The organism is Nocardia sp. NPDC004582 (genome assembly GCF_053602115.1).
Genome location: NZ_JBSGCY010000113.1, coordinates 1 through 22,112, shown reverse-complemented (window position 1 = coordinate 22,112; position 22,112 = coordinate 1). Strand labels below are relative to the sequence as shown.

Below are 22,112 nucleotides of genomic sequence, written 5' to 3'. Positions count from 1 at the left end.
GTGCTGGCGGCCGCGGCCGGACGAGGCGTGGAGGTGGGTGATCTCGCCGAGCGCACCACCGCGCGCCTGGCGGACGCCGACGCCTTCACCGCCGCCTACGGCCGCTACTGCTGGCCCACCGACGGCCTGGAGGGCGTGCGCCTGGCCCCGTTCCAGCTGCTGGCGGCTGCCGGCGCGAATTACGCCGGGCACGACCATGTTTGGCATCTGGAGCGCATCGACCGGCTGATCGCGGCGGACCCGGAGTTCTTCACCGCGACGGGCCGCCGCGTGGTGGACCTGTCCGACCCGGAGGCCGAGGCCGCCGCGACGGCCTGGTGGACCGAGCTGACGGCGGCCGGCGGCGAGGGCATGGTGGTCAAGCCGCTGGGCTCGCTGGTGGTCGGTACCGGCACCCGCAGCGGGCGGCCGGTGCAACCGGGCGTGAAATGCCGTGGGCCCGCATATCTTCGGATCATCTACGGCCCGGAGTATCTGCGCCCGGAACAGCTGGATCGCCTGCGGCAGCGTGGGCTCGGCGGCAAGCGGTCGATGGCCTTGCGGGAGTACGCGCTGGGCCTGGAGGCCCTGGACCGATTCGTCGCCCGCGAGCCGCTGTGGCGGGTCCACGAGGCGGTGTTCGCGATTCTCGCGCTCGAGACCGAGCCGGTCGACCCGCGGCTGTGACTGACGGCGCGTGGCACGCATCCGCGTGCCACGCGCCGCGCTCAGCCGAGCTGGTCGCGGAGGCGGTCCAGGTAGGGACGCTGCCCCTTGCCGAGCTTCTCCTGGGCGGTGTCGAGGTCGAACCAGGCGGCGCGGTCGATCTCGGGGAATTCCGCCATCCGCCCCGAACGCGGGGGCCATTCCATTTCGAAGGTTCCGGGCACGACCAGGCCGGGGTCGAGATCGGCTTCCACGGCCCAGACCGTGAGTTGTTTCTTGCCCCGGCCACTCCCGTATTCGACCTCGCCGAGCGCTATCCATTCGCCGTCGGGCACCGGCAATCCGAGTTCTTCATCGAATTCGCGCGCGGCGGCGGCGCGCGCCGCTTCCTCGTCCGGCTCGTATTCGCCTTTGGGAATGGACCAGGCGGAGGCGTCCTTCTTCGCCCACAGCGGGCCGCCCATGTGCCCGAGCAGCACTTCGAGTCCGGTGGTGCGGCGGAAGAGCAGGACTCCGGCGCTGTATCTGAGGCTCATGGGGACGAGTGTGCCGAATCGGCGGCGCGGGGCACACTTCGGGCACTACGGTGAGCCACATTGCGGCAACCCGGACGTTGGGGATAATTTCCCGATAACGGACGAATAAGTCCCGTGTGGCCTGTTGCGCCCGAAACCTCTTCGGCACCATCGAATTCCATTAAGCTCCTGAGTTCGTATCGCCCCACACCTGATGACGGATTGGATAGCGCATGCAGTTCCGCACCGCCGCCGCGGCTACCACCCTGGTGATTGGCGCTCTCGTCACCCCGGCACTCCTACCCCTGGCAACCGTCCCGGCGAACGCCCAGCCCGCCGACGCCCCCGGCCTCGCCTACTCGGCCAAGCTGGTGAGCGGCGCGGTGGTCACCACCCTCAAGGGCGGCACCTTCGAGCTGACCCAGGGCCCGGACGTGGTGCACGTGAAGGACGGCGACGGCACGGTGCTGCTGTCCCTGCCGCTGGTATTCCACCTGGGGCAGACCGACATCCCGGTCAAGCCGGAGGTGCAGAAGGACGGCACCGTCCTGTCCCTCACCCCCGAGAAGCCCGCCGGAGTGTCGCTGTCGCAGCCGCTGTCCGTGAAACCCGTTGCCTCGCAACTGGAGAACGACCGCGCCATGAACAACTTCAGCAGCCAGTTCGGCCTGGCCACCACCATCGGCGCCTTCGTCGGCACCGCCATCGGCGCGACCATCGGCTGCGTGGCCACCCTCGTCGCGGGCTGCCTGCCCGGCTTCATGACCGGCGCGACCGTCGGCGGCATCATCGGCTCGATCGCCGTCGGCGGCCCCACCCTCATCGCCAACGGCATCGACCTGCTCACCACCATGCAGGCGGCCGACGGCACCACCAAGTGGGCCGACAAGACCACCACCGCTCCGGCCCCGGCCGCCCCGGCTCAGCCGGTCGAGCCCGCCAACTGATCGCCCGCTTCGCCCGATACCGCTGTCCGTCGGCGGCGTGCGCTGATCAGACGCGCAGGCCGTCGACGAGGGCCAGGACCGCGGGTTCGGTTCGGGCGCGGGCGGATTCGGGGTCGTCGGAGTTGGCGATGAACATGGCGGCCTCGCCGAGGGCGGACAGGATCATCAGCGACAGCGGCCGGATGTCGAGGTCGGTGCGCAGCTGGCCGGACTGGATGCCCGATTGCAGGCCCGCGACGATCAGGCCCAGGCCGTACTTCTCGTCGACCTCGCGCCACTCCTGCCAGCCGAGCACCGCGGGTGCGTCGATGAGGGTGATGCGGACGCGTTCGGGGTCGACGCAGGAGAGCAGGAAGTTGTGCAGGCCCGCCTCGAGCGCGGCCATGGCGTCAGCGGGCGGGGCCTCGGCCATGGTGTCGGCGACCTGCTGCAGGATGGCCTGCTGTTCCTGCTCGTATACCGCGCGGAACAGGTCCTTCTTGTCCTTGAACTGGTGATACAGCGCGCCGCGGGAGCTGCCCGCCCGCTCCACGATCTCGGGCGTGCTGACCGCGGCGTAGCCGCGTTCGGCGAACAGTTCGCGCGCGGCGGCCATCAGGTTCGCGCGGGTCGACTCGGATCGTTCGGCTTGCCTGATCATCGACGCCTTTCTGAGCGGGTAGGTGGATCGTAACGCCGGACCATTGAAAACAGGCAGCCTGTTTGTTAGTTTGAGAAGGTCTTCACCATCTCCACTCCAGAGGGAGTTCCACAGATGACGAACACCATCTCCCCCGAATCTCCCGCGGCCTGGCGCGATCCAGCACTCGGCGTCCGCCGCGAACTCGCACTGCCGCAGGGCACCCTGCCCGTATTCGACAGCGGCAGCGGCGATCCCATCGTTTTCGTGCACGGACTGCTGGTCAACGCCAACCTGTGGCGCAAGATCATTCCCGCCTTCTCCGGTGAATACCGCTGCGTGGCGATCGATCTGCCGTTCGGCTCGCACACCGCGGCCATGCCCGGCGCCGACCTGACCCCGCCCGGCCTGGCCGAGCTGGTGATCGCGGCCATCGAGGCGCTCGACCTGGGCCCGGTCACGTTGGTGGGCAACGACTCCGGCGGCGCGGTCAGCCAGCTGGTGCTCGCCGCCCGCCCCGATCTCGTCGCCCGCCTGGTGCTGACCTCCTGCGACGCCTACGAGAACTGCCCGCCGTCGTTCTTCGACTACCTGGGCCTGGCGGCCCGCACCCCCGGCGCGCTCACCTCGCTGGCGGCGACCATGCGACTGCGGCCCGTCCGCCGCCTGCCCATCGCCTACGGCTGGCTGGCCCGCCGCCCGATCGAGCGCGCGGCCAGCGACTCCTACGCGCTACCGGTCGGAGCGAAGGACATCCGCGCGGACGTCCGCCGCGCGATCACCGGACTCGACCGCAAGTACACCCTGTCCGCCGCACGGACTTTCGCGGACTTCGAGAACCCGGTGCTGCTGGCCTGGTCCGCCGGTGATCGCTTCTTCCCGGAGCGGTATGCGAAGCGAATGGCCGTCGACTTCCCGGACGCGCGCATCGAATGGATCCGCGATTCGGGCACCTTCTCACCCGAGGATCAGCCCGAACAGCTGATCCGGGCGATCCGGACCTTCCTCGACGATCAGAAGTCGCCGCCGTCGAATCCTCCGAAATCGCCGAAATCGGTGCCACCGCCGAAGTCCTGACCACCGAAGTCCTGGGCGCCGGGGTCATAGCCGCCCTGGTCGTAGGAGCCCTGGTCATAGCCGCCGTCGGCATACCCGCCGTCGGCGGCGTCGAGGCCGTCCTGATAGCCGTCGCCGTAACCGCTTTCGAAGGCGGTCGCGTCGTAGCCGACACCCGACATCCCACTGAAGAGGGCATTGAACAACAGGGCGGATCCGACGCCCCAGGCCCCGGCGACGAGCGCGGTCTTCCACCACGGTTCGGAGTACCACCCGGCGGGCACCGGCCGGCCCGCGACCCGGCCACCCGGGTAGTAGTTCGGCGTGGACGCCGACGGCGTGGGCGAGGCCTCGACCCGCCGCCCGTCGAATTCGATGGCCCGGTCCTCGGTCACCCGGCCGGCGCTGCGCTGCCCGTCCAGTTCGGGCACGGCCGGGCCGGGATCCATCCCCATGGCGGTGCGGGCCGCCCGCACGTAGTAAAGCCCTTCGAGCGCCGTCTCTTTCGCGAGCCGGGCCTGTGCCGCGGTCCCGGCCTGCTCGATCTGCGCGCCCGCGGCGTTGAACCGCTCCCCCGCGTCGGCGAGCGCCTGCTTGGAGGCATCGTCACGGCCGGTGAGGTTGTAGACCTGGCCGCCGAGGCGTTCGATCACCCGGCGCGCGTCGGCCTTGGCGTCGGCCAGCTCGGTCCCGGCGCGTGAGCGCTGCCCGCGATTGATCGCGACCACGGCCAGCAGCACGACGACGATGACCAGCAGGAGAACGACGACGGTAGACACGCGACCAGCCTACGCGGCGAAATTCGCCAGGAAGTTGCCTAACCGGCCACCGCCGCGAAGCGTGTCGTGCGACGGGCTGGATCAACCTCCTCTTCGTCCGGCTCCGACACCGCGAACTGTCGTTTGCCAGCGGTTTTCGCCGAATACATGGCTCGATCCGCGCTGCGCAGCAGGTCGGAGAAATCACAGTCGCGACCCGGCGGGCAGAACGCGGTGCCGACACTCGCCGACGCGGGCACGAATCCGGCGGCCGTGGGCACCGGCTCGCACAGCGCGGCCAGCACCCGCATGGCCAGCTCACTGAGCGAATTGCGCCGCGCGGGCAGCGCCACCACGAACTCGTCGCCGCCGTAGCGGGAGATCACCGTCTCGGGCGGGCAGGCCGCCCGCAGTCGCTGCGCGATGCTGACCAGTACCTCGTCGCCGACGGTGTGGCCGTAGTTGTCGTTGATCGCCTTGAAATCGTCCAGGTCGATGAGCAGCAGCCCGACGCCGCGCGCCGGATCGGCGGCCATCACCCGCACCCGCTCCTGCAGCAGCGAGCGGTTGGCCAGATCGGTGAGCGCGTCGTGGGTGGCCTCGTGCCGCAGCCGGGTCTGCAGGGCCGCGATCTCCTGCACCCGCACCGACACCGCCTCGGACAGGCTGCGTTCCTGCTGGACCAGGGCGCGCTGCTGCAGCGCCTCGGCATAGGCGTCGATGGCCTGGCTGGCGATGAACGACCAGCGGGTGGCGATCAGCGACCCGCGCACGCCCGGCGCGAGCCCGAGCAGCGCGCGGCTGGCGGGGGCGAGCATGCGGGTGCGCTCGAACGGGGCGTCGGCGAGGCTGCGGCCGATGCGACGGGCCGAGCGCACCGGAAACGGTTCGGAGCCCGCCAGTTCCAGTAGTTCGTCGATGACGCCGCCGAAGATGCGCTCGAGGTCAGTGGAGGGAACGCCGGGCGCCTGGCCCAGGGCGGCGCCGCTCGCGCCGGGGTGCACCGACCGCACCCATTCCCGGATGGTCGCCGCCACGATGGCGGAGGTTCGGGTATCGAGACGGATGGGCATGCGCGCTCACCCGGCGTACGTGATGTCGGGGCCGGCGTGCGCGCCGGTGACGCCGTGCGGATCGAACTCACTACTACGCGGTCGGCCACACCAGTGGTGCATGCTCACCGCCCCCTTTCCAGATACCCCCGTCCGGACAAAAAGGATCCTAGCAAGCCACCCGACATCGAAAACCCCTGATTCAGAACAGGTTCCCACTGTCTCGCGAATGGCGATCGGATGTCTCATCGCTGGCGGAGCTCCGGTGTTACACCCGATTTCGGCATGTTTTCCGCGACGCGCCGAAAGCCGTCCCGACCGGCCGCGACGTGCGGGGAAGCGACCTGATTGGCATTCCGGGAGTGAGGTTCGGTACAGTGCTCACGCACACGGCATCCATGGATGCGGTGACTGCGGGTGTAGTTCAATGGTAGAACCTCAGCCTTCCAAGCTGATGGTGCGGGTTCGATTCCCGTCACCCGCTCTTTCCCGTTCTGCGGGGAGCGTCGATCCGACGCGCAACGGGGTGTAGCGCAGCTTGGTAGCGCATCCGCTTTGGGAGCGGAGGGTCGCAGGTTCAAATCCTGTCACCCCGACCATCTTTCGAGCCGCCTTACCCCGAATTCACCGGTAGAAGCGGACAATTCACCCCTCTCACCCTGGTGATCGCGGTGTGTCGCACGGCCTGTCGTTCCGACTGTGTCCGATCTCTCTCCTTGCCCGGCCGTGTCGGGTCACCCGGAAGCCAGATTCCGGTAACCGGATGTTGTGCCTCCGTTTGCACTGTGTTATCGATTTACGGTGCTGGTCGACGACAAGATGAACGTTTCGGGCTCGGTGCTGTCCGGCCGCGAGACGCGTTCTCGGCTCGTCCCGGCCGCCGGGCTGGGTGTCGCGGTGCTCGTGCTGGCGATCGCGCAGGTGTGGGCCTCGACGCACGGCGTGCTGGGACCGCTGCGCAGCCTGGTCGACGACTACTTCGCCAATCCCCAGTCGGCGGCGGTGTCGTGGGCGGGGCTCGGGCTCGCCTGCGTCGGGGTGCCCGCCCGCACCCGGGTCATCGCGCTGGTTGCCGCGGCGGTGCTGGACCTGATGACCTTGGGGCTGCAGCTGGCCTGCGGCTGGCATGTGTCGATCGGGACCGGGCCGACCCTCGCGCTCACCGCGCTGACCGTGGTGGTGCTCCGCTGGCAGGATGAGCGTCGCCGGACGGCCTTGCAGGCCATCGCGTTCGGCGTGTTGCTCGTCATGGCGTCCAAACTCGCCGACACCTGGCTGATGGTGAGCATCGTGGCCGGGCCGCGGGTGCTCGACCAATACGTGCAGCTCGCGGACCGGGCGCTGGGGGAACCGGCGTGGCTGGTCGGGCGGCTGCTGGACACGCTCGGGCCGATCCCCTCGCAGATCCTGCATGTCGTCTATATCCAGTTGCCGGTAGCGGCGGTGGTCGTGGCCGTGTGGCAGTTGCGTCACGTGTCGACCAGTTCGTGGCCGCGGCACCACCTGGTGCGAACGTTCCTGGTGCTGGGCATGATCGGGCCGCTCGGGTACGTGCTGTTCCCCGTGGTCGGGCCGGTGTTCGCGTACGGGCCGCTCGGGCACGGGCTGGAGATCGGGGACTGGCCGCAGGTGTGGCCCGCGTTCACCACCGATCCGCAGCCGATGCTGTTCGACTCCGAGACGGCCCGCAACTGCATGCCGTCCATGCACACCGCGTGGGCGACAGCGCTGTTCATCCATTCCCGCCGCGGCCCGCGCCCGCTGCGCTGGGCGGGCGCGTTCTGGCTGGTGTGCACGCTGCTGGCGACCCTCGGGTTCGGCTACCACTACGGCAGTGACCTGGTGGCGGGCGCGGTGCTGTGCCTGACGGTGGAGTCGGCGCTGCGCGATCCCGAACGCGGGTGGGAGCATCCGCGTGTCCGCATGGTGTCGCTCGGCGCGGCGGTACTCGCCGGATTGTTGCTGGCCTATCGGTTCCTGGCCAACACCATGGCCGCGTATCCGGTCCTGGCGGGGGCGTTGGTGCTGGGCTCGCTGGCGGCCGTATCGTTCCTCTTCTACGCGACCTGGTTCGCGCGTCCGGGCAGCCGGTTGGCGCACTGGGGCGGCCGAACACCCATCGACGGATTTGCCGTCGATTAACCGCTCCCCCAACGCAATCCGGACATCTTTGCCTGAACTCCGAAAGGGTTACCCTCTCCCTGATGATCACTACGCGGGCGGGGCAACAGAGCTTGCTGCGCACTCTCAAGTCTGACGGCCGCGCGGGCCTGCCTCGCATTCCGATCGTCGTCGGAATCCTGCTGACGCTGGCGATCACGGCGATCTTCTCCGCCATGCACGGCTTCCTCGACCTGCAGGTGTATCGCATCGACACCCGCGGCTGGCTCGAGCACGGCACCCTCTACGGCCCGACCCTCCCCGTCGCCGGCCACACCGACCTGCCGTTCACCTATCCGCCCTCGGCCGCGGTCCTGATGATCCCGCTCGCGATCGTCCCGCTGTGGCTGGCCGAACTCCTGGTGACCGCCAGCTCCCTGGCCTGCCTCGGCGTCACGCTCTGGCTGGTCATGTCCCGCGTCCGCCCCGACCTGGACGCCCGCCTGAAACTCACCCTCACGGTGTCCGCCGTCGTCCTCATGCTGGCCGTCGAACCCGTGCGCACCACCCTGTGGTTCGGCCAGATCAACCTCGTGCTGATGGCCGCCGTGGCCCTGGACTGCCTCACCGAGAAGCCGCGCTGGCCCCGGGGTGTCCTGATCGGCGTCGCCGCCGTCACCAAGCTCACCCCCGCCGCGTTCATCCTCTACTTCGTCATCCGCCGCGACTGGAAGGCCGCCGCCACCGCCGCCGCCACCGCCCTGGGCATCGTCGCCGCCGGTTTCGTGGTCCTGCCGGAGGAATCGCGCGCCTACTGGTTCCACGCCGTCATCGACACCAACCGCATCGGCTCCCCCGACTACGTGGGCAACCAGTCCCTCAAGGGCATGGCCTTCCGCCTCTTCGGCTACTCCTCCTCGGCCGCCACCATCGCCTGGCTCGGCCTGGCGCTCCTGGTCGCCGCGGCGGGCGCCTACCTCATGCACCACCTGAGCGGTATCGAACGCCAGGACGCCGCCCGGGCGGGTGTGGCCGAACCCGCCCCCATGACGGTCCTCACCGTCGCCACCCTGCTGGTGAACGCCGCCGTCCTCCTCCTGATCTCCCCCGTCTCCTGGACCCACCACTGGGTCTGGGCGGCGCCCGCCCTGGTGGCGGCCATCGCCTGGGCCACCACCCGCCCGGCACCCGCCACCTACGCCCTGATCGCCACCTTCGCCCTCTTCTTCCTCATCGGCCCGGGCATCGTCCCCAACGGCAAACACCAAGAGCTCCACTGGCACTGGTGGCAGCACCTCCCCGGCGACATCTACATCCTCGCCACCGCCGCCCTACTCACCCTGGCCCTCACCCACCTCCTCAAACGCCGCCTCCCGTCCCGCGCGTAACCCCGGGGGTCGCCGATTTCGCCAATGACCCCGCGATCCGCCGCCTGGCCTTCCGCGGTCGCCGCCCGTCCGGCACCGGGCCGTGCACCGTGAGCGGTCAGGCGACGAAGGCGAGCGCGTAGAAGACCCAGCTGGTGAGGGCCGTGAGCGTCATGCCGACGGCCGCGATCGGCGCCCACCGGCGGTGCCAGCCGCTGTGCGCACCCGGGTGCGGCGGCGAACCGAAATTGCGTGCCGCACGGATGATCACGACCGGCCAGAGCACGACCGAGAACACGGCGAAGGCCAGGTGCACGGCCAGCGCGGTCCAGACCGTGGCCGAGGCCGTGCCGCCGACCACGCCGGCGGCGCGTTCCTGCCAGCCGTTGAAGCGCACATCCATTTCGAACAGCACCACCGCGGCGAGCAGGCCGACCGCGAGCAGGATCTGAATCCCCTTGTGCACACCGAATTTTCGATTGACCTTGGCCTGGTAGACGCTCCACGCCAGGACGGCGACCACGACCGCCATCACCAGCACCATGGTGTCCATGGCCCACGACGCTCGCGTGCCGAGGAAGCCGTCGACTCCGGGGAATTGATTCATTGCCGGTACCTCACACCTGTCCGCGGACAATTTTCCCGACACCGCGTCGGTAAGATCCGCGGATCGGGACTCTAACAGCGCCGATACCGGCTTTGTCAACTCGGTGTCGGGTAGCCGTCCGCGCCCCGAGACCACCGATGGGAGACTGTTCGAGCCGATCGGCACGAACCGCCGATCGGTACGAACCCGCCCAGGAGGACCGGCGCAGTGCCAAAGATTCAGGCGGCCACCCTGGCCGAACATCGCGCGACCCAGCAGCGCGCCCTCCTGGACGCGGCCCGCGCCATGCTGACGGCGGGACAGGTTCCGACCCTCGCCGATGTCGCCGCGCGGACCGGGCTGGCCCGCCCGAGCGTCTACCAGTACTTCCGTTCCCGCCACGACCTGCTGATCGCGGTCATGGAGGATGTGCTGCCCCGCTGGTCGACGCGGATCGCCGAGCGGATGAGCCGGGCCGCCGACCCCGCCGCCCAGGTGATCGCCTATGTCGCGGCCAATATCGAACTGACCCGGGAGGGCGAGCACGCGGTGGCCCGCGCCCTGGCGACAGCCCTACCGAGCGACGAACTCGCCGCCCGCGCGCGCGTCCTCCACGACCAGCTCAAGGACCCCCTCGTCACGGCGCTGGCCGACCTCGGAGACGCCGATCCGGAGATGACCGCGGAACTGATCAACGCGATCGTTCACACGGCCAGCCGATTGGTCGACACCGGCACCGACCCGGCCGTGGTGCAGGCCCGCGTCGAGGAACTCCTCGGGCCGTACCTGGCCAGGTGACCCGAACGGCTCGCCGCGATCAGCAAGCCGCCCAACATAATTCACCGACCGACGCCGACTTCACCCTGCCGAATCCCCGGCCCATACCTGGACGAGCTACTTCACCGACTCGCGAGAAGGCTCAGGCGGCCTGGCAGGTGGGGCACCAGAAGAGGTTTCGGCCTTCCATCACCGTGTGGACGACGGTCGCGCCGCACAGACGGCATGGTTCGCCGAGGCGGCGGTAGACGTAGGTGCGGGGGCGGTCGGCGGCGTAGGAGGGGGCGCCGTGGTCGTGTTCGGGGCGGACGACGTGCATGAAGCCGCGGCGGACGCCGACCTTCATGAGGTCGACCAGGTCCGACCAGAGCGCGTCCCATTCGGTGCGGCTCAGGGACTTTCCGGGGCGGTGGGGTGAGATGTTGTGGCGGAACAGCACTTCCGCGCGATACACGTTGCCGACGCCGGCCAGCACCTTCTGGTCCATGAGGAGTGCGCCGATGGGGCGCTGGGAGCGCTGGATGCGCGCGAAGGCGCGGTCGGGGTCGGCGTCGCGGCGCAGCGGGTCGGGGCCGAGACGCGCGGTGAGGGCGTCGACCTCGGGGGCGTGCAGGATGTCGCAGGCGGCGGGGCCGCGCAGGTCGGTGCCGTGCGCTTCGCCGGTGCGGCCCGCGCCGATCAGGCGCATGCGAACCTCGCCGACCGGGGCGTCCATGGGGACGGCGGATTCGGTGAACTTGCCGTACAGGCCCAGGTGGACGTGCAGGGTGACGCCCGAATCGTAGTGGTGGAGCAGGTGTTTGCCCCATGCTTCGGCGCGGGTGAGAACGCGGCCGTCGATCAGGGCCGCGCCTTCGGCGAAGCGGCCCTGGGGGCTCGAGACTCGGACCGGACCGCCGGCGAAGCGCTTGTCGTGCAGCTTCGCCAGGCGGTGCAGCGTATGGCCTTCCGGCACAGGTCAGTTCGGCAGCGCGGGGGCGACACCGGTCTTCTCGTACTCGGCGAGGATGTCGATGCGGCGCTGGTGGCGCGGCTCGTCGGACCACTCGGTGGTCATGAAGGCGTCGACGATGGCGAGGGCTTCCTCGGTGGAGTGCATGCGGCCGCCGATGCCGAGCAGCTGGGCGTTGTTGTGCTGGCGGGCGAGCTGCGCGGTCTCCACGCTCCAGCCGAGGGCGCAGCGCGCGCCGGGCACCTTGTTGGCGGCGATCTGCTCGCCGTTGCCGGAGCCGCCGAAGACGAAGCCCAGCGAGCCCGGCTCGGCGACGACGCGGCGCGCGGCCTCGATGCAGAAGGCCGGATAGTCGTCGAGGGCGTCGTATTCCAGCGCGCCGCAGTCGACGACGTCGTGGCCCTGGCCCTCCAGGTGAGCCTTGACGTGGTTCTTCAGTTCGAAGCCGGCATGGTCGGCACCCAGGTATACGCGCATGGCTGCGATTCTGTCAGCCCGCGCGCGAGAGCCCGCGCAGGGGGCTGTCACCGGCGGAATCCGAGGTGAGAGCCACATGCGGCGAGGACGACCCGCCGGCGCGCGCGAACGTACTATCCAGGCATGACGTCCGACGACAGTTCATCACCGCCGAACGCCTACGGGGGGCAATCCGCTGGCGGCGAGCCGGGGCGACCGCAGCCCACCGGCCCCACCGCCCAACCCACGGGCGCCCAGCCCGCGTGGAATCCCGTCACCGGCATGACCGGTTGGGATCCGCGGGTGGGCCCGCCGGGATGGGCTCCGCAGCAACCGTATTCGCCGCCGCCTCCGCCGGTGGTGCAGACCGGCAGCCGCGGTCTGTCCCCGTTCGGGATGCCCGCGCGGCACAGCTGGGAGATCCCGCTGCTGGTGATCGTGATCATCGCCACCGGGCTGGCGTATCTGCTGGCGCTGCTCATGCTGGTGTCGGGCTACTCCGGCCAGATCGTGCTGGTGCTGGTGTTCGCGCCGCTGCTGGTCTACCTCGGCCGCGGTATGAATTACGCGGCGCAGCGGGTCAACGGCGTGAAGATGTCGCCGACCCAGTTCCCCGAGGGCTTCCGCATGGTGCAGGAGGCGGCGGCGCGCTTCGGGATGACCCAGGTGCCGGACGCCTACGTGGTCACCGGGAACGGCCAGATCAACGCCTTCGCGTCCGGGCACGGCTTCCGCCGCTATGTGGTCGTCTACAGCGATCTGTTCGAGATCAGCGGCGCGGCACGCAATCCCGAGGCGCTGGCCTTCATCATCGGCCACGAGGTCGGGCACATCGCGGCGGGCCACGTCTCGTACTGGCGGCAGCTGGGCATGTTCCTCGCCCCGTTCCTGCCGATCCTGGGCAGTTCGCTGATCCGCTCGCAGGAGTACACGGCCGACAATCACGGCTTCTGCAACCGCCCGCAGGGCGCGCCGACGGCCATGCAGACGCTGGCGGCCGGCAAGTACCTGAACAACCTGGTCGGTTTCGACGAGATGGCCGACCGCGCGCCGCAGGAGAAGGGCTTCTTCGTCTGGATGACCAACGCCATGGCCAGCCATCCGGTGCTGACCTGGCGCATGTGGGCGCTGCGCGACCGCAGCCGCCACGGCAAGCTGTTCTGGCGCCCCGACGCCCCGCAGCGGCCGCCGGTGGCCGGACCCTACGGCGCCCCACCACCGTACGGCGGTCAGCCGCCCCGGTACGGCGAGACCGCCACCTACCACGAGTACCGGCCGTACTGATCCCACGAGATCGGGCGAGTCCGTTCCCACGGACCCGCCCGATCCGCGTCGACAGAAAGCCCTGCCCCTCAGTCGAAGGCGGGGTCCTCGGTGCGGGTGCGCTTCAGCTCGAAGAAGTGCGGGTAGGAGGCCAGCGCCACCGCGCCGTCCCACACCTTGCCCGCCACCTCGCCGCGCGGAATACGCGAGAGCACCGGTCCGAAGAAGGCCACGCCGTTGATGTGGATGGTCGGCGTGCCGACGTCCTGCCCGACCTTGTCCATGCCGGCGTGGTGCGAGGCCCGCAACTCCTCGTCGTACTCGCCGGACTTGGCGGCCTCGGCCAGCTCGGCCGGCAGCCCCACCTCCTTCAGCGATTCGGCGATGACCACCGCGAGCAGGTCCTCGCGCGGACCGTCCTGCTCGTATTCCGCGCGACGGTTGTGCAGGCGGGTGCCCATGGCCGTGTAGAGCGGGGCCAGCACCTTGTCGCCGTGGTCGCGGGCGGCGGCGATGGCGACCCGGACCGGGCCCCAGCCGCTGCGCAGCAGTTCTTCGTACTGCGGGGGCAGGCCCTCACGGCCTTCGTTGAGCACCGACAGGCTCATGACGTGGAAGTTGACGTCGATATCGCGGACCTGCTCGACCTCGAGGATCCAGCGGGAGGTGATCCAGCACCAGGGGCACAGCGGATCGAACCAGAAGTCGACCCGGTCCTTGTTGGTGTCGCTCACAGGGAAGTCCTTTCGCAGTCGACGGCCGGAGACATGGCCGTTCCTCTAAGGCAACAACCCGGATTGTTGCCGATATTTCCGCTCCGCCCGACTCGCCCGGGTCTAGGGTCGAAATATCGGCCTCGCCGGGAGGAAAGCCACATCCATTGGAGCGATCCCGGCCGCGTGAGCAGGGAGGTTTCGGCATGACCGGTTCCAGGTTCGTCATCGCGGGGGGCGGGCTCGCTGCGGCGAAGCTCGCGGAAGCCTTGCGGGCCAACGACTTCGACGGCGCGGTGACCCTCGTCAGCGCCGAGGAGCATCTGCCCTACGAGCGCCCGCCACTGTCCAAGGAGCATCTGCTGGGCAAGAAGTCGCTGCCCGACTTCACCGTGGACCCGGCGCAGTGGTACCGCGACCACCATATCGAGGTGATGCCCGGAACCACCGTCACCGCGCTGGACCGCGACACCAAAACCGTTGCGCTGCCGGACGGTACGACCCTGCCCTATGACAAACTGGCGCTGGCCACCGGCTCGCGCCCGCGCCTGCTGCGGATGCCCGGCGCGGACGCGGCGGGCGTGCACGTGCTGCGCACCATCGAGGACTCCGACGCCTTGCTGGCCATGTTCGGCGAGGTCGGGCGACTGGCGGTGATCGGCGCGGGCTGGATCGGGCTCGAGGTGACCGCGGCCGCGCGAGCGGCGGGCGTGGAAGTGACTGTGCTGGAGGCGGACTCGGCCCCCTTGCGGGCCGCGCTCGGCACCGAGATGGGCGAGGTGTTCGCGGACCTGCACCGCGCGCACGGCGTCGACCTGCGCACCGGGGTGAAGGTCGCCGAGATCACCACGGCCGACGGCCGCGCCACCGGCGTGCTCCTCGATGACGGCACCCGGATCGAGGCGGACGCGGTGCTGGTCGCGGTGGGTGCGCGACCCAATATCGAGCTGGCCGCCGACGCCGGACTGGCCGTGGACGGCGGCGTGCTGGTCGACGAGAGCCTGGCCACCTCGGACCCCGATATCGTCGCCGTCGGCGATATCGCCGCTCAGCAGCACCCGGTGCTGGGTCAGCGAATCCGGGTGGAGCACTGGGCGAACGCGCTCAACCAGCCCGCGGTGGCGGCCCTGACCATGCTCGGCCGGCCCGCCGTGTACGACCGGCTGCCCTACTTCTTCACCGATCAGTACGACCTGGGGATGGAGTACACCGGCTATGTGTCCCCCAAGCAGCAGGCGCACGTGGTGGTGCGCGGCGATCTGGCCGGACGCGAGTTCGTGGCGTACTGGCTCGACCCGGGCGACCGGGTGCTGGCCGGGATGAACGTGAACGTGTGGGATGTCACCGACAAGATCAAGGAACTGATCCTGAGCGGCCGGGCCGTGGACCCGGACGCCCTGTGACCACCGTCACGCACCTTGGGCTGCGCGATACGTCGATCCGGCGTGCGGGGCTCCGACCTGTAGGCGAAAGCGCCACCGCGGCGCACCGACGAAGGAGCCGACCATGAAGTACATGCTGATCAAGACCTACACCGCCGCCGCCTTCTGCGACACCCCGATCCATCAGTGGGCGCCCGAGGAGATCCAGGCCCACATCGACTTCCAGCGCGCCCTGGGCGAGCAGCTGGCCAAGTCCGGCGAACTGGTCGAGGCCCAGGGCCTCGCCGACCCGGGCCAGGCGATCACCGTCAGTTCCGACGGCCGGTCCGCGCCGGTCGTCACCGACGGCCCCTTCCCCGAGACCAAGGAGCTCCTGGCCGGGTACTGGATCGTCGACGTCGACACCCCGGACCGCGCCGTCGAGATCGCCGCCCAGGCCTCGGCCGCGCCCGGCCCCGGCGGCAAGCCGATCGGCGAGTACATCGAAGTCCGCCAGCTCATGTGCGCCCCGGCCGCCGAACTCTGATGCCGCACACCGCGATCGAGGACCTGCTGCGCGAGCTCGCCCCGCAGGTCCTCGGCGCGCTCGTGCGCCGCTACGGCGATTTCGACGCCGCCGAGGACGCTCTGCAGGAAGCCCTGCTCGCCGCCGCCACCCAGTGGCCCGCCGACGGACTGCCCGGCAACCCGCGCGGCTGGCTCATCCAGGTCGGCGCGCGGCGCATGGTCGACGCCATCCGCGCCGACTCCGCCCGCCGCGATCGCGAGGCCGCCGACGCGATCCGCGACCCGGAACGCCTGGGCACGGCGGCACCCGATCCGGCCGACGCGGTGATCGCCGCACTGTCGGAGACCGGGCTCGACCAGCTGGCCGGTGCGGACAGCGCGAGCCCCGCGGCCGCCACATACGGGGCATCGGGCATTCGAGGCACCGCCGATCCGGGCGGCAAGGTCACCGCCCGCGATACCGGCACCGAGGACCGCGACGACACGCTCACCTTGTTCTTCCTGTGCTGTCATCCCGCGCTGTCGCCCGCGAGCGCGATCGCGCTGACCCTGCGCGCCGTGGGCGGGCTCACCACCGAGGAGATCGCCCGGGCCTTCCTGCTGCCGGAAAGGACCATGGCGCAACGGATCACGCGCGCCAAGAAGCGGATCTCGGAGGAGGAGCGCCCCTTCGCCATGCCCGCCGAGTTGAACGGGCAACGCGGGGAATGGAATACGCGCCTCGACAGCGTGCTGCGGGTGCTGTACCTGATCTTCACCGAGGGCCACACCAGCGGCGGCGCGCGACTACGGCGCGGCGACCTGTCGAGCGAGGCGATTCGGCTGGCCCGCGCGCTGTATCGCGTGCTGCCGGACAATCCCGAGGTCACCGGCCTGCTCGCGCTGCTCCTGCTGACCGATGCCCGGCGCGCCGCCCGCACCGGCGAGCACGGCGAGTTGATCCCGCTGGCCGAACAGGATCGCGGGCTGTGGGATCGCGAGATGATCATCGAGGGCGTGCGCCTGGCGACCGCGTCGGTCGGTCGCGGACTCATCGGCCCCTATCAGATCCAGGCCGCCATCGCCGCCCTGCACGCGCAGGCGCTGCGGCCCGAGGACACCGATTGGCCCCGAATCCTGTTGCTGTACAACGCCCTCGAACGCCAGTCACCCAACCCGATGGTCACCCTCAATCGCGCGGTCGCCACCGCCATGGTGCACGGCCCGCAGGCGGGTCTGGACCTCACCGACACCCTCGCGGAGTCGCTGCGGGGAAACCACCGCCTCGATGCCGTCCGCGGTCACCTGCACGAGATGGCGGGCGACCACGAGGAAGCCGTCGCCTGCTACGCGGCGGCCGCGCGCCGCACCACCAGCCTCCCCGAGCGCGACTACCTCACCATCCGCGCCGCCCGCCTGCGCCGCGGCTGAACCGCCGAGCCGCAAGCCTGATCCCACGTGTCCGTGATGGCGGCGTGGTGGCCGTCGCCCACGTGCGGCCGTCTCCGGCCCCGGCGCGCCTCAGGCGGCGGACGCCCGGAAGGCGGTGGGGCTCACGCCACGATGGCGTTTGAAGGCGGCGGAGAAGCCGAACGGATCCGCGTAGCCGACCGATTTGGCGATATGGGCGATGGTCAGGTCGGTGTCGGTGAGCAGTTCCTCGGCCTCGTCCATCCGCGACTCGGTGAGGTAGGTCAGCGGCGGCTGCCCCATGACGGCGGTGAAGCGTTTGGCGAAAAGCGCCCGGGAGACACCGGCTTCGGCGGCCAGCGCGGCGACGGTCCACGGCGCCCCGGGGCTGGTGTGGATGGATTGCAGCGCGGGGGCGATGACCGGATCGGCCAGACCCCGGAACCAGGTGGGGGCGTCGGGTCCGGCCTGGTCGAACCAGGTGCGCAGGGTGCAGACCAGACTCCAGTCGAGCAGGCGGTCCATCATGGCCTGCGAGCCCGCGCTCTGCAGGACGGCGGAGGCGGCGGCCGACTCGTACCAGCCGCAGGATTCGTAGTCCTCCTGGACCACCAGGACCGGCGGGAGCGCGCGCAAGAGGCGTTCGTGGCGACGGAACGAGGTCCGATAGGCACCGACCATCAGGGCGGTGGCGTCGGCCGCACTGCCCCAGTGGATTCCGGCGAGTTCCTCCGCCGAGCACTCGGAATCGGTGGCGAAGCAGGAAATCTCGTACTCGGCCGGGGCGGAAGCGCGATCGTCGGTGGCGTCGCTGCCGAGATCACCCGAGACGAGCCGGAATTCGCCCGGACCACGAACCAGCGCGGTGTCTCCCGCTTCGAGGGTCCGACTGCCACCGTCCGGCGGCAGCAGCGTCCCGCCCCCGCGCATGACGGTGATCATCGTCAGCGGCGCGCGGTCGGCGAATCGAATCGTCCACCGCGCGGGCATCACCGCGTGCGTGACCACCGCGCCCTCGGCTCGAATACCGCTCAGCAGCTTACTCAGAGGGTCCACCGGATCGAGGGTAGACGAATTCCTATCGAAGAGAGGTTTTCACCCATGGATCGTCTACATCCGGACGGGTGTACTGGGAGCACAGCAAACATCCCACCGCTCCAGGAGGAATCCCTTGTCGCACGACGGAATCGAGCAGCACATCCGCACCGCGCTGGTCGTGGTCGCTCACCACCGATCCGATTCCCTGACCGCGCACCTCGCCGCCCGGACCGTCGCCCGGCTGGAGTCCGACGGCTACCGCGTCGATCTGCTGGATCTGCGGGCCGAGGGCTTCGACCCCCGCATGACCGAAGCCGACCAGCCGGACTGGGGCGATCGCGAGAAGCTCTACTCCCCCGAGGTCCACGAGCACATGGACCGCGTCCTCGCCGCGGACGTGGTGATCGCGGTCTTCCCCGTCTACTGGGCGAGCGTCCCCGCGCTGCTCAAGGGCTGGATCGACCGCGTATGGAACTACGGATTCGCCTACGGCCGCAGCAAGCCTCGCCTGGCGGGCAAGCGCATGCTGTGGCTCGGCCTGGCCGGCATGGCCGCGGGCGACCCGCTCGTGGACTTCCTCCAACAGTCATTGGAGGGCCAGCTCAATCTGGGAATCGCCTACTACTGCGGCTTCTCCCACTCGAGCGTCGGCCTGCTGCCCGACGCCGAGGAACGCCGGCAGCGGCTCGACGCCGACGGGCAACTGCTCATCGACCCGGCCACCATCGGCGCCGAACGCGTGGCCCAGTACGCCGAGTTGGAGCGCCGGGCCGACGAGTTCGTCACGAACTTCCTTGCCGCCGAAGCGGTCGCGGCCTAGACGCCGGTCCAGGTGTTGCCGGTGATGAGTTCGTAGGCCTGCTTGTACTTCTGGCGGGTCACGTCGATGATGTCGGCCGGAATCTCCGGGCCCGGGTACTCCTTGTTCCACCCGGTGGAGGTGGACCAGTCGCGCACGAACTGCTTGTCGAACGACTTCTGCGGGCGGCCCGGCTCGTAGTCGTCGGCGGGCCAGAAGCGGGAGGAATCCGAGGTCAGCACCTCGTCGCCGACGGTGAGAACGTCACCGTCCCAGCCGAGTTCGATCTTCGTGTCAGCGATGATGACACCGTTGGCGGCGGCGTGGTCGGCGCCGCGCGAGTACATCTCGAGGGTCAGGTCGCGCAGCTTCTCGGCGACCTCCTTGCCCTCCTGGTTCACCACGTCGACGAAGCTGATCGGCTCGTCGTGGCCCTCGTCGGCCTTGGTGGTGGGGGTGAAGATGGGTTCGGGCAGCTTGTCGCCGTCGCGCAGGCCCGGCGGCAGCGCGATGCCGGACACGGTGCCGGTGCGGTTGTATTCGGCCAGGCCGCCGCCGGTCAGGTAGCCGCGCGCGATGCACTCCACCTTCACCATCTTCAGCGGCTTGACCCGCACGCCGCGGCCCGCGAACTCGGCGGGCACGTCGGTGGTGGACAGAATGTGGTTGGGCACATCGGAGAAGAAGCCGAACCACCAGTTCGACAGCTGGGTGAGCAGCGCGCCCTTGTCCGGGATCGGGGTCGGCAGCACCACGTCGTACACCGACACCCGGTCGGATGCGACCAGGATCAGCGAATCGCCGTCCTCGTACAGGTCGCGCACCTTACCGGCGTGGATGTGCTTCAACGGTCCTCCTCGTGCTGGGCGGTAGCTGCCGCCGCCCAGCCTAGTGGGTGGCCGTCCTCGCATCGGACACGCCCAACCGCGCGACCTCGGGCATGGCAAGCTGGCTACTGCCGCACAGTTCTCCGAGAGCTAAGGAGCCTCCTTGTCCGCACCGAATCTCACCCGCGAGCAGGCCGTCGAACGCGCCGCCACGGTCCAGGTGGAGAACTACAAGGTCGAGCTGGACCTCACCGGCCAGCCCACCAGCGCCGACGCGCCTCGCGGTGAGACCTTCCACTCGAAGGCGACGGTGACCTTCACCGCGACGCCGGGTGCGCAGACCTTCATCGACTTCGTGGGCGCGGGCCTGCGTTCGGCCGTGCTCAACGGCGTCGCCCTGGACGTGAGCGGCTACGACGAGGAGCAGGGCCTCACCCTGCCCGGCCTGGCCGCGAACAACGAGCTGGTGATCGAGGCCGACGGCGAGTACTCCAACACCGGTGAGGGCCTGCACCGCTTCGTCGACCCCACCGACGACAAGGTCTACCTGTACTCGCAGTTCGAGACCGCCGATTGCAAGCGCATGTTCGCCTGCTTCGACCAGCCCGATCTCAAGGCCACCTACGACATGGTCGTGACCGCGCCCGAGGACTGGCAGGTCATCTCCAACGGGGCCGTCACCGACACCCACCGGCTCGGCGCGGTCGTCCGGCACACCTTCGCCACCACCCCGCGCATGAGCACCTACCTGGTCGCGCTGATCGCCGGACCGTACGCGAAATGGACCGACTCCTACCAGGATTCGCACGGCGAGATCCCGCTCGGCATCTACTGCCGCGCCTCGCTGGCCGAATTCATGGACCACGAACGGCTCTTCACCGAGACCAAGCAGGGCTTCGGCTTCTACCACGCCAATTTCGGTGTGCCCTACGCCTTCGGCAAGTACGACCAGCTGTTCGTGCCCGAATTCAACGCGGGCGCCATGGAGAACGCCGGTGCCGTCACCTTCCTCGAGGACTACGTCTTCCGCTCCAAGGTGACCCGCGCCTCCTACGAACGCCGCTGCGAGACCGTGCTGCACGAGATGGCGCACATGTGGTTCGGCGACCTGGTCACCATGAAGTGGTGGGACGACCTGTGGCTGAACGAGTCGTTCGCCACCTTCGCCTCGGTGCTGTGCCAGGTCGGCGCGACCGAATACACCAACGCCTGGACCACTTTCGCCAATGTCGAGAAGTCGTGGGCGTACCGGCAGGACCAGCTGCCCTCCACCCACCCGATCGCCGCCGACATCCCCGACCTGGCCGCCGTCGAGGTCAACTTCGACGGAATCACCTACGCCAAGGGCGCTTCCGTGCTCAAGCAGCTGGTGGCCTACGTCGGCGAGGAGCCGTTCCTGGCCGGTCTGCGCGACTACTTCACCGAACACGCCTACGGCAACGCCACTTTCGACGACCTGGTGGGCGCGCTGGAGAAGGCGTCGGGCCGCGATCTTTCGGACTGGGGCGCGCAGTGGCTCAAGACCACCGGCCTGAACATCCTGCGCCCCGACTTCACCGTGGACGCGGACGGCAACTTCACCTCCTTCGCGGTCGTGCAGGACGGTGCGGAGCCCGGCGCGGGTGAGCGGCGCGTGCACCGGCTCGCCATCGGCATCTACGCCGACCAGGACGGAAAGCTGGTGCGCACCAAGCGCGTCGAGCTCGATGTGGACGCGGCCGAGCGCACCGACGTGCCCGAGCTGATCGGTGTCGGCCGCGGCAAGCTGGTGCTGGTCAACGACGACGACCTCACCTACTGCTCGGTCCGCCTCGACACCGACTCGCTCGACACCGTGGTGGCGCGCATCGCCGATATCGCCGAACCGCTGCCCCGCACCCTGGCCTGGTCCGCGGCCTGGGAGATGACCCGCCAGGCCGAGATGAAGGCCCGCGACTTCGTGGCGCTGGTGCAGCGCGGCGTCGGCGCGGAGACCGAGATCGGTGTCGTGCAGCGGCTTCTCATGCAGGCGAGCACCGCGCTCGGCGCCTACGCCGACCCGGAATGGGCGCGCACCGAGGGCTGGCCCGCCTACGCCGGCCGGCTGCTGGAATTGGCCCGCGCCGCCGGAGCCGGCTCGGACCACCAGCTGGCGTTCGTCAACGCGCTCACCGGCGCGCTGCTGTCCCCGCAGCACATCCAGGTGCTGCGCCAGCTGCGCGCCGACGACCCGGAAGGCGCCGGGCTGCCGGGCCTCACCGTCGACACCGACCTGCGCTGGCGGCTCACCCAGGCGCTGGCCGCCGCCGGAGCCATCGACTCCGACGGCATCGAAACCCCGGTCATCGACGCCGAACTCGCCCGCGACGACACCGCCGCGGGCCG

21 protein-coding genes, 2 tRNA genes and 1 pseudogene are annotated in these 22,112 nt (G+C 69.7%); 14 read left to right on the top strand and 10 right to left on the bottom strand.

Annotated elements, in window-relative coordinates; all coding sequences use genetic code 11:
• Positions 1-666: pseudogene (locus tag ACWELJ_RS25670) on the top strand (polynucleotide kinase-phosphatase); the annotation flags it as partial.
• A 41-nt stretch (positions 667-707) separates the two neighbouring features.
• On the opposite strand, the gene ACWELJ_RS25665 reads toward ACWELJ_RS25670, so the two are convergent.
• On the bottom strand, positions 708-1,181 hold the full coding sequence (locus ACWELJ_RS25665) for an NUDIX domain-containing protein (RefSeq protein WP_452368685.1): 474 nt from the start codon (positions 1,179-1,181) through the stop codon (positions 708-710).
• Positions 1,182-1,393: 212 nt separating this feature from the next.
• On the opposite strand from ACWELJ_RS25665, the gene ACWELJ_RS25660 reads away from it, so the two are divergent.
• Positions 1,394-2,107: a hypothetical protein gene (locus tag ACWELJ_RS25660; RefSeq protein WP_452368684.1), complete on the top strand. Its 714-nt coding sequence runs from the start codon at positions 1,394-1,396 to the stop codon at positions 2,105-2,107.
• A 46-nt stretch (positions 2,108-2,153) separates the two neighbouring features.
• Here ACWELJ_RS25660 and ACWELJ_RS25655 read toward each other — a convergent pair whose 3' ends face one another.
• Positions 2,154-2,747, bottom strand: coding sequence for a TetR/AcrR family transcriptional regulator (locus ACWELJ_RS25655; protein WP_452368683.1), 594 nt, complete (start codon positions 2,745-2,747; stop codon positions 2,154-2,156).
• 114 nt (positions 2,748-2,861) lie between these two features.
• Between ACWELJ_RS25655 and ACWELJ_RS25650 the strand changes: the two genes are divergently transcribed.
• The gene (locus tag ACWELJ_RS25650) at positions 2,862-3,803 is read left to right on the top strand and encodes an alpha/beta fold hydrolase (protein WP_452368682.1); all 942 of its coding nucleotides are present in this window, start codon (positions 2,862-2,864) and stop codon (positions 3,801-3,803) included.
• Here the strand turns inward: ACWELJ_RS25650 and ACWELJ_RS25645 are convergent.
• Both ACWELJ_RS25645 and ACWELJ_RS25640 read right to left on the bottom strand, forming a co-directional pair.
• Positions 3,740-4,561 (bottom strand): DUF1542 domain-containing protein, encoded by an 822-nt coding sequence (locus ACWELJ_RS25645; protein ID WP_452368681.1) that lies wholly within the window; start codon positions 4,559-4,561, stop codon positions 3,740-3,742. The two genes, ACWELJ_RS25650 and ACWELJ_RS25645, sit on opposite strands and share 64 nt — an antisense overlap.
• 38 nt (positions 4,562-4,599) lie before the next feature.
• A complete protein-coding gene (locus ACWELJ_RS25640; RefSeq protein WP_452368680.1) occupies positions 4,600-5,613 on the bottom strand; it encodes a diguanylate cyclase domain-containing protein in 1,014 nt (337 codons plus the stop codon).
• Positions 5,614-6,005: 392 nt separating this feature from the next.
• On the opposite strand from ACWELJ_RS25640, the gene ACWELJ_RS25635 reads away from it, so the two are divergent.
• The 4 genes from ACWELJ_RS25635 to ACWELJ_RS25620 all read left to right on the top strand — a co-directional run bounded on the left by ACWELJ_RS25635 (position 6,006) and on the right by ACWELJ_RS25620 (position 9,080).
• Positions 6,006-6,076 (top strand) — tRNA-Gly (locus ACWELJ_RS25635).
• A gap of 38 nt (positions 6,077-6,114) precedes the next feature.
• Positions 6,115-6,191 (top strand) — tRNA-Pro (locus ACWELJ_RS25630).
• A gap of 220 nt (positions 6,192-6,411) precedes the next feature.
• The gene (locus ACWELJ_RS25625; RefSeq protein ID WP_452368687.1) at positions 6,412-7,734 is read left to right on the top strand and encodes a phosphatase PAP2 family protein; all 1,323 of its coding nucleotides are present in this window, start codon (positions 6,412-6,414) and stop codon (positions 7,732-7,734) included.
• Between the two features lie 62 nt (positions 7,735-7,796).
• Positions 7,797-9,080 (top strand): glycosyltransferase family 87 protein, encoded by a 1,284-nt coding sequence (locus ACWELJ_RS25620; protein ID WP_452368679.1) that lies wholly within the window; start codon positions 7,797-7,799, stop codon positions 9,078-9,080.
• A 97-nt stretch (positions 9,081-9,177) separates the two neighbouring features.
• Here ACWELJ_RS25620 and ACWELJ_RS25615 read toward each other — a convergent pair whose 3' ends face one another.
• On the bottom strand, positions 9,178-9,666 hold the full coding sequence (locus tag ACWELJ_RS25615; protein WP_452368678.1) for a DUF420 domain-containing protein: 489 nt from the start codon (positions 9,664-9,666) through the stop codon (positions 9,178-9,180).
• Between the two features lie 207 nt (positions 9,667-9,873).
• Between ACWELJ_RS25615 and ACWELJ_RS25610 the strand changes: the two genes are divergently transcribed.
• Positions 9,874-10,443 carry a TetR/AcrR family transcriptional regulator gene (locus ACWELJ_RS25610; protein WP_452368677.1) on the top strand — a complete coding sequence of 190 codons (570 nt, stop codon included), beginning with the start codon at positions 9,874-9,876 and terminating at the stop codon, positions 10,441-10,443.
• A 121-nt stretch (positions 10,444-10,564) separates the two neighbouring features.
• Here the strand turns inward: ACWELJ_RS25610 and ACWELJ_RS25605 are convergent, their stop codons facing one another.
• Positions 10,565-11,377 (bottom strand): Fpg/Nei family DNA glycosylase, encoded by an 813-nt coding sequence (locus ACWELJ_RS25605; RefSeq protein ID WP_452368676.1) that lies wholly within the window; start codon positions 11,375-11,377, stop codon positions 10,565-10,567.
• Between the two features lie 3 nt (positions 11,378-11,380).
• The gene (locus tag ACWELJ_RS25600; protein ID WP_357090280.1) at positions 11,381-11,851 is read right to left on the bottom strand and encodes a ribose-5-phosphate isomerase; all 471 of its coding nucleotides are present in this window, start codon (positions 11,849-11,851) and stop codon (positions 11,381-11,383) included.
• Positions 11,852-12,112: 261 nt separating this feature from the next.
• Between ACWELJ_RS25600 and ACWELJ_RS25595 the strand changes: the two genes are divergently transcribed.
• Complete coding sequence (locus ACWELJ_RS25595) at positions 12,113-13,114, top strand: M48 family metallopeptidase (RefSeq protein WP_452368686.1); 1,002 nt, start codon at positions 12,113-12,115, stop codon at positions 13,112-13,114.
• Positions 13,115-13,182: 68 nt separating this feature from the next.
• On the opposite strand, the gene ACWELJ_RS25590 is transcribed toward ACWELJ_RS25595, so the two are convergent.
• Complete coding sequence (locus ACWELJ_RS25590; protein ID WP_452368675.1) at positions 13,183-13,827, bottom strand: mycothiol-dependent nitroreductase Rv2466c family protein; 645 nt, start codon at positions 13,825-13,827, stop codon at positions 13,183-13,185.
• Between the two features lie 185 nt (positions 13,828-14,012).
• On the opposite strand from ACWELJ_RS25590, the gene ACWELJ_RS25585 reads away from it, so the two are divergent.
• From ACWELJ_RS25585 to ACWELJ_RS25575, 3 genes are all read left to right on the top strand, one after another.
• Positions 14,013-15,209 (top strand): NAD(P)/FAD-dependent oxidoreductase, encoded by a 1,197-nt coding sequence (locus ACWELJ_RS25585; protein WP_452368674.1) that lies wholly within the window; start codon positions 14,013-14,015, stop codon positions 15,207-15,209.
• 103 nt (positions 15,210-15,312) lie between these two features.
• Positions 15,313-15,714 carry a YciI family protein gene (locus ACWELJ_RS25580; protein ID WP_452368673.1) on the top strand — a complete coding sequence of 134 codons (402 nt, stop codon included), beginning with the start codon at positions 15,313-15,315 and terminating at the stop codon, positions 15,712-15,714.
• A complete protein-coding gene (locus ACWELJ_RS25575; protein WP_452368672.1) occupies positions 15,714-17,105 on the top strand; it encodes an RNA polymerase sigma factor in 1,392 nt (463 codons plus the stop codon). Before ACWELJ_RS25580 ends, ACWELJ_RS25575 begins: the two co-directional genes overlap by 1 nt.
• 90 nt (positions 17,106-17,195) lie before the next feature.
• Here ACWELJ_RS25575 and ACWELJ_RS25570 read toward each other — a convergent pair whose 3' ends face one another.
• Positions 17,196-18,140: an AraC family transcriptional regulator gene (locus tag ACWELJ_RS25570; protein ID WP_452368671.1), complete on the bottom strand. Its 945-nt coding sequence runs from the start codon at positions 18,138-18,140 to the stop codon at positions 17,196-17,198.
• Between the two features lie 115 nt (positions 18,141-18,255).
• On the opposite strand from ACWELJ_RS25570, the gene ACWELJ_RS25565 reads away from it, so the two are divergent.
• Positions 18,256-18,942: an NAD(P)H oxidoreductase gene (locus ACWELJ_RS25565; protein WP_452368670.1), complete on the top strand. Its 687-nt coding sequence runs from the start codon at positions 18,256-18,258 to the stop codon at positions 18,940-18,942.
• On the opposite strand, the gene ACWELJ_RS25560 is transcribed toward ACWELJ_RS25565, so the two are convergent.
• Positions 18,939-19,769 carry a phosphoribosylaminoimidazolesuccinocarboxamide synthase gene (locus tag ACWELJ_RS25560; RefSeq protein ID WP_452368669.1) on the bottom strand — a complete coding sequence of 277 codons (831 nt, stop codon included), beginning with the start codon at positions 19,767-19,769 and terminating at the stop codon, positions 18,939-18,941. The genes ACWELJ_RS25565 and ACWELJ_RS25560 overlap by 4 nt on opposite strands.
• A 142-nt stretch (positions 19,770-19,911) precedes the next feature.
• On the opposite strand from ACWELJ_RS25560, the gene pepN reads away from it, so the two are divergent.
• Positions 19,912-22,112, top strand: a 2,201-nt coding sequence (gene pepN, locus ACWELJ_RS25555; RefSeq protein ID WP_452368668.1) for an aminopeptidase N, incomplete at its 3' end; no start/stop codon positions are given.

Excerpts from the sequence above, each read along its gene's own strand:
- ACWELJ_RS25665 (WP_452368685.1), bottom strand. The coding sequence starts at position 1,181 with ATGAGCCTCAGATACAGCGCCGGAGTCCTGCTCTTCCGCCGCACCACC.
- ACWELJ_RS25660 (WP_452368684.1), top strand. The coding sequence starts at position 1,394 with ATGCAGTTCCGCACCGCCGCCGCGGCTACCACCCTGGTGATTGGCGCT.
- ACWELJ_RS25655 (WP_452368683.1), bottom strand. The coding sequence starts at position 2,747 with ATGATCAGGCAAGCCGAACGATCCGAGTCGACCCGCGCGAACCTGATG.
- ACWELJ_RS25650 (WP_452368682.1), top strand. The coding sequence starts at position 2,862 with ATGACGAACACCATCTCCCCCGAATCTCCCGCGGCCTGGCGCGATCCA.
- ACWELJ_RS25640 (WP_452368680.1), bottom strand. The coding sequence starts at position 5,613 with ATGCCCATCCGTCTCGATACCCGAACCTCCGCCATCGTGGCGGCGACC.
- ACWELJ_RS25625 (WP_452368687.1), top strand. The coding sequence starts at position 6,412 with ATGAACGTTTCGGGCTCGGTGCTGTCCGGCCGCGAGACGCGTTCTCGG.
- ACWELJ_RS25620 (WP_452368679.1), top strand. The coding sequence starts at position 7,797 with ATGATCACTACGCGGGCGGGGCAACAGAGCTTGCTGCGCACTCTCAAG.
- ACWELJ_RS25615 (WP_452368678.1), bottom strand. The coding sequence starts at position 9,666 with ATGAATCAATTCCCCGGAGTCGACGGCTTCCTCGGCACGCGAGCGTCG.
- ACWELJ_RS25600 (WP_357090280.1), bottom strand. The coding sequence starts at position 11,851 with ATGCGCGTATACCTGGGTGCCGACCATGCCGGCTTCGAACTGAAGAAC.
- ACWELJ_RS25595 (WP_452368686.1), top strand. The coding sequence starts at position 12,113 with ATGACCGGTTGGGATCCGCGGGTGGGCCCGCCGGGATGGGCTCCGCAG.
- ACWELJ_RS25585 (WP_452368674.1), top strand. The coding sequence starts at position 14,013 with ATGACCGGTTCCAGGTTCGTCATCGCGGGGGGCGGGCTCGCTGCGGCG.
- ACWELJ_RS25580 (WP_452368673.1), top strand. The coding sequence starts at position 15,313 with ATGAAGTACATGCTGATCAAGACCTACACCGCCGCCGCCTTCTGCGAC.
- ACWELJ_RS25575 (WP_452368672.1), top strand. The coding sequence starts at position 15,714 with ATGCCGCACACCGCGATCGAGGACCTGCTGCGCGAGCTCGCCCCGCAG.